The organism is Nitratireductor sp. GCM10026969 (genome assembly GCF_042660605.1).
GTDB lineage: Bacteria > Pseudomonadota > Alphaproteobacteria > Rhizobiales > Rhizobiaceae > Chelativorans.
Genome location: NZ_JBHSUM010000216.1, coordinates 1 through 5,464, shown reverse-complemented (window position 1 = coordinate 5,464; position 5,464 = coordinate 1). Strand labels below are relative to the sequence as shown.

Genomic DNA, 5,464 nt, shown 5'->3' with positions numbered 1-5,464 from the left:
CGGCACCCGCGCACTCGGCCAGCGCCTCGTCGGGGTCGCGGTGGCGCAGCTGGCGCGTGAGATTGGTGAGCCGCGTGCCGAAGACGAAGCTGTGCACGCGGCGGCGCTTTTCCGTCAGGGCATGCAGGAAGTGGAGAAAGACGCGCGTGTACTGGCTCATCGAACCGGAGATATCCGACAGGACGACAAGGGGCGGATGCACCCGGCGGGGCGAGCGGTAGCGCGGCAATACGAGGTCGCCGCCGGTGCGCAGCCCGAAACGCATCATGGCGCGCGGGTCGACGCGGCTGCCGCGGGTATCGGGCCGGAAGCGGCGCGTGACGACGAGATCGTGCGGCAGGACCAATGAGGAGATCGCCTGGCGCGCCGCCACCAGTTCCTCCGCCGTCATCTGCGCGAAATCCTTGTCGCGCAGCACCTCCTGGCGCGAAAGTGTCAGGCGCGCATCGATCTCAATCTCCTCCTTCTCCTCCCGAGCCTGGCGACCTTCATTCAGGAACGCCTCGCCGGCACGCGTCTCACCGGCGCGCGGGCGCTCTTTCTCGGCACGCGCGGGCGCCACGGGCGAAAGCATGGCCAGCATCTTCTCGATCAGCTCGCGCGAGCGCCAGAAGAGACGAAAGGCCTCGTCGAAGACGGCGTGGTCCTCATGGCGCTTCACGAGGACGGCATGCAGGGTCCAGTAAAAATCTTCACGGGTGCCGATGCCAGCCGCCAGGACGGCCTCCACCGCGTCGGCGACCGCGCCCGGCCCGACCCTGAGCCCCGCCTTGCGCAGCGTACGGGCGAAATAGACGATGTTGTCGGCGATCCGGCCCTCCGGGTCGGCGCTGTCACGATTGTCGTCCGCTCGCACATCCGCCATGGTCTCAATCCGCCGTCGACAGCTCCGCCTTGACCTCCTCGAGGATCCTGGCGCCCTCGCCCTCCTGCAGGCGGGCGATGTCGTCCTGGTATTTCAGGAGCACGCCCAGCGTGTCGGAGACGGTCTCGGGGTCGAGGGCGATCTTGTCGAGCTCGGTGAGCGCGCTCGCCCAGTCGATGGACTCGGCCACGCCCGGAACCTTGAAGAGGTCGATCTCGCGCAGCTTCTGAATGTAGCTCACCACCTCGCGCGAAAGCCGCTGGTTGGCCTCGGGCACCCTGCGGCGCACGATTTCCAGCTCGCGCTCGGCATCGGGATAGTCCACCCAATGATAGAGGCAGCGCCTTTTAAGCGCGTCGTGGATTTCGCGGGTGCGATTGGTGGTGATGATGACGATCGGCGGCTCGGCGGCGCGGATGGTGCCGAGTTCGGGCACGCTCACCTGATAGTCGGACAGGATCTCCAGAAGGAAAGCCTCGAAGGCCTCGTCCGTGCGGTCGAGCTCGTCGATCAGGAACACCGGCGCGGCCCCCGCCTCGCCGGTGAGCGCCTCCATGACCGGCCGGCGGATAAGATGGCGCTCGGAGAAGACGTTGCGCTCCATCGCCTCGCGGTCGTCGACGCCGGCAGCCTCCTCCATGCGGATCTCGATCATCTGGGCTGCATAGTTCCACTCATAGACCGCCGAGGAGACATCCAGCCCCTCATAGCATTGCAGCCGGATCAGCCGGCGGCCGAGCGCGCTTGCCAGCACCTTGGCGATCTCGGTCTTGCCGACGCCGGCCTCTCCTTCCAGGAACAGCGGCCGCTTCATCTTCAGGCTCAAAAACAGGACCGTCGCCAACGATCGGTCGGCCACGTAGTCCGCTTCGGCCAGAAGCTCGAGCGTCTCGTCGATGGTTTGCGGAGCGTTGCGCGGGGTGCGTGCAGACATGAACTCTCCGAAAAAGGCTCGCTATAGAACGCGGTAGCCGCGATCATGGTAGAGGAGCGGCGGCAGGTTAGCGCCCACGCGCAGCCCTGTCACCTTGCCAAAATAAATACGGTGGGTGGCGAGGTCCTTGGTGTCGATCACCCGGCAATCGAAGGCGGCGATTGCACCGACAAGCACCGGCGCGCCGCTCGACAGCATCTCCCAATCGCCGAGCGCGAAACGCTCCTCCGGCGGCAGTCCGGTGAGACCCGAAAAGGCATCGGCGAGCGGCTGCTGCTCCGAGGAGAGCGTGTTCAGGGCGAACACGCCGTTCTGGAGGAAAGCATCGTTGTTCGGGTTTTCGCGGTTGAGACAGACCAGCACCGTCGGCGGGTTGTCGGAGACCGAACAGGCGGCGATGGCCGTCACGCCGCGTCTTCCCGCCCTGCCATCCGTTGTGACCACATGCACAGCACCGGCAAAGCGGGCCATCGCGTCTCGGTAGTCCTGCGGTGCTATGTCGTTGGTCTTCAGCACAAACAATTCCTGTCGCCCCGTTACAGATAGGTTTCGGCCCCTCTGTTACAAGCGGGCCGGCCGGCGGCGCCTCATTAGCGTGTTGCGCCCGCTGCCGCCACCATTTACCAGTGCCGGGACGGAAATCCATGGTTCAGTTGAGGATTTTGATCCTGTTGCGCATGCGCTTCGCCATCGCCGCCCTGCCCGTTCTGGTGCTTGTGGGCCTCGTTCCCGCCCGGGCGCAGGATTTCACCATCGGCCTCGCCGCCCCCTTGAGCGGCGATTTCGCGGAACTGGGCACGCAGTGGGCCGAGGGCGCACGCACGGCAGCGCAGGGCGACGAGGCCGTGCAACTGGTGGAGGCCGATGACCAGTGCACCCCCGAGGGCGGCGCGGAAGCGGCGCGACAACTGGTCGAGGCCGGTGTCGAAATCGTCATCGGCTTTCTTTGCACGACCGCCGTCGAGGCGGCGATGCCGATCTTGAAGGAGGCGAAGATTCCGGTGGTGACGCCGGTGCGCACCGGCGGTCTGACCGATCATAAGGAGCGTACCGGTTGGCCCGTCTACCGACTCGGCCCGCGCGACGACGCCGAACGGGAAGCGGTGGCGACGATCCTCACGCGGCGCTGGCGCGACGAACTGTTCGCCATCGTCGACGACGGCACGATCTACGGCCGCGAGCTGGCGGAGAATTTTCGTGCGGAGGCCGAGCTTGCCGGCCTGCAGCCGGTCTTCATCGACACATTCCGCCCCCAGATGGACAACCAGATCGGCCTCGTCGGCCGGCTCAGACGCGCCGGCGCGACCCATGTCTTCGTGGGCGGCGACCGGGCCGACATCGCGATCATGGCGCGCGATGCGGTGAATCTCGACTACGATGTGGTCCTCGCCGGCGGCGAGGCCCTGCGGGCGGAAGACGGCGAGGTGCCGCTTACCGAGGGCGTTCTGATGGTGGGCCTGCCGCGCTGGGAGGTCTTCGCCTCACCCGAGGTGCTGGAGGCCCTGCGGGAGGCCGGCATCGAACCGGAAGGCTATGTCATTCCCGGCCATGCGGCGCTCGAGCTTGCCACCGGGGCGGCGCGGGTGGCGGCTGCCGATGAAGTGCCCGTGATGGAGGTTCTGGAAAACTTCGCGTTCGACACGGCGCTCGGCGTGGTGCGCTTTAACGAAAAGGGCGACCTGGCACGCAGCCCTTACGGTCTTTTTCGTTATGATGGCGAGAGATTCGTGGAGGTCGAATAGTGGCGTTCAAGGCCGGACCGAGGAACCTGATCACCGACGTCGAAGGGCTGCGTGTGGGCAACAACGGCGACGCACGGTTGAAATCGGGCGTAACCGCAGTCGTCTGCGACATGCCTGCGGTGGCCGGGGTGCAGGTGCTCGGCGGCGCGCCCGGCACGCGCGAGACCGATCTTCTCGCCCCGCACAATCTGGTCGAAGGGGTGGACGCGGTGGTCCTGTCGGGCGGCTCCGCCTTCGGGCTGGACGCGGCTTCCGGCGCGCAGGCGGCGCTGCGCGAGATGGGCCGGGGCTTTGCCGTCGCGGGCCACCGCGTGCCCATCGTGCCGGCGGCTATCCTGTTCGACCTCGCTAACGGCGGCGACAAGGATTGGGGGCGCTTCCCGCCCTATCGCGAGCTCGGCTACACGGCGACCGAGACGGCGCAGGCGGATTTCGCGCTCGGCTCGCATGGCGCCGGAACCGGCGCCATGACGGCAGGGCTCAAGGGCGGGCTGGGCTCGGCCTCCTGCATCCTTGAAAACGGTGTGACGGTGGGCGCGCTGGTGGCGGTCAACGCGGTCGGCTCCGTCACCGTCGGCGACACCGCCCATTTCTGGGCCGCCCCCTTCGAGATCGGCGCGGAGTTCGGCGGCCTTGGCCTGCCCTCTCCGCTCCCGGAGGATGCCCGCAAGGTCACGACCAAATTCACCGCGCCGTCTCCCGGCACAAATACGACGATCGGCGTAATCGCCACCGATGCGAAGCTCACCAAGGCCGCGGCCAAGCGGCTGGCGATCGCCGCTCATGACGGGATCGCCCGCGCCATCTGGCCTGCTCACACGCCGCTTGACGGAGATCTGGTCTTCGCCCTCGCCACCGGCCACAGAGACGTGGAGCCCGATCCGGTCTCCATCGTCGAATTGCACGCCGCGGCGGCGGCGGTCATGAGTCGGGCCGTCGCGCGCGGAGTGTTCCTTGCCGAGGCGGCGGCGGACGACCCGGTGCCGGTCTGGTCGCAACGCCGGGGGTGACCGCGACTGCGCCGTTCGCACACCCCGGAGAGTCACGGTATAAGCCGATGAGCAACAGAAGGAAGCTCGCCATGTCCATCCCGCGCCTTACCGCGATCCTCGCCGCCTTCCTGTGCGTCCTATCCGTCGCCCATGCGGGCGACACGGCGAAGGTGGACATTCTCGGCTTCAGCCCCGACGGCGGTATCTTCGCCTTCGAGGAGTACGGCGTTCAGGACGGCTCCGGCTTTCCCTATGCCAACCGCTACTACATCGATACCGCAACCGACACCTTCCTTCCCGGCACACCGGTGCGCGTGCGCCTCGACGATGAGCAGGCCACCGTTGCGGACGCACGCGCGGAGGCCAAAAACCAGGGCCAGGACGTCGTTTCCGACGATGTCTTGAAGGAAAATGCCGGCTTTACCGCTGGCTGGAATGCGGTCACGGAGCTTTCGACCGATCCGCACCGCATGCTTGTCAACCCGCGCCCCATCTTCCCGCCGTTCGACGACCCGCTCGAATTCCGCTTGGAGGAACTGGCCGTCGAATACCCCGAAACCTGCCGGGATCTGGGTGAGCGGATCTTCGGCTTTCGCCTGCTGCGCGTGGGGACCTCGGCGGGCGAAGAGACCACGCTCGTCCACGAGGACGAAAGCGTGCCCGAAAGCCGCGGCTGCCCGCTCGGCTACCGGCTTGCCGGCGTCCAGACTTATTATCCGCAGGAGGCGCAGCCCGCCTTCGCCGTGCTCATCGCCGTTCGCCGGTATGGCTTCGAGGGACCGGACCACCGCTTCATTGCCGTGACGGGGCGGCAATAGGCTTGCGCCAATCCACCTCCCCGGCGGCCGCGAACGGCCGCACCCGGCCCTTGCGCCTGGCGTTTCTCGGCGCGCTTTTCTGGAGCGCGGCCGCCGGCGCGAGCGCCCTTCTC

At 67.2% G+C, this 5,464-nt stretch carries 6 protein-coding genes; 3 read left to right on the top strand and 3 right to left on the bottom strand.

What is annotated here, in order from left to right:
- The 3 genes from ACFP9U_RS23560 to ACFP9U_RS23550 form a co-directional block, all read right to left on the bottom strand.
- Positions 1 to 865: vWA domain-containing protein (locus tag ACFP9U_RS23560; RefSeq protein ID WP_378625187.1), on the bottom strand; the 865-nt coding region annotated here is incomplete at its 3' end.
- 4 nt (positions 866 to 869) lie between these two features.
- The gene (locus ACFP9U_RS23555; protein WP_378625186.1) at positions 870 to 1,799 is read right to left on the bottom strand and encodes an AAA family ATPase; all 930 of its coding nucleotides are present in this window, start codon (positions 1,797 to 1,799) and stop codon (positions 870 to 872) included.
- Positions 1,800 to 1,820: 21 nt separating this feature from the next.
- Positions 1,821 to 2,315, bottom strand: a complete 495-nt coding sequence (locus ACFP9U_RS23550) for a flavin reductase (protein WP_322450280.1) — start codon at positions 2,313 to 2,315, stop codon at positions 1,821 to 1,823.
- Between the two features lie 128 nt (positions 2,316 to 2,443).
- Here ACFP9U_RS23550 and ACFP9U_RS23545 point away from each other — a divergent pair, with 128 nt between their 5' ends.
- From ACFP9U_RS23545 to ACFP9U_RS23535, 3 genes are all read left to right on the top strand, one after another.
- Entirely contained in the window at positions 2,444 to 3,541 is a 1,098-nt protein-coding gene (locus ACFP9U_RS23545; protein WP_378625184.1) for a branched-chain amino acid ABC transporter substrate-binding protein, read from the top strand.
- Entirely contained in the window at positions 3,541 to 4,551 is a 1,011-nt protein-coding gene (locus ACFP9U_RS23540; RefSeq protein ID WP_378625183.1) for a P1 family peptidase, read from the top strand. Before ACFP9U_RS23545 ends, ACFP9U_RS23540 begins: the two co-directional genes overlap by 1 nt.
- Before the next feature lie 71 nt (positions 4,552 to 4,622).
- Positions 4,623 to 5,351, top strand: coding sequence for a DUF2259 domain-containing protein (locus ACFP9U_RS23535; protein ID WP_378625189.1), 729 nt, complete (start codon positions 4,623 to 4,625; stop codon positions 5,349 to 5,351).
- Positions 5,352 to 5,464: the final 113 nt, after the last annotated feature.

Coding starts and splice junctions, on each gene's coding strand:
- ACFP9U_RS23555 (WP_378625186.1), bottom strand. CDS start 1,799: ATGTCTGCACGCACCCCGCGCAACGCTCCGCAAACCATCGACGAGACG.
- ACFP9U_RS23545 (WP_378625184.1), top strand. CDS start 2,444: ATGGTTCAGTTGAGGATTTTGATCCTGTTGCGCATGCGCTTCGCCATC.
- ACFP9U_RS23535 (WP_378625189.1), top strand. CDS start 4,623: ATGTCCATCCCGCGCCTTACCGCGATCCTCGCCGCCTTCCTGTGCGTC.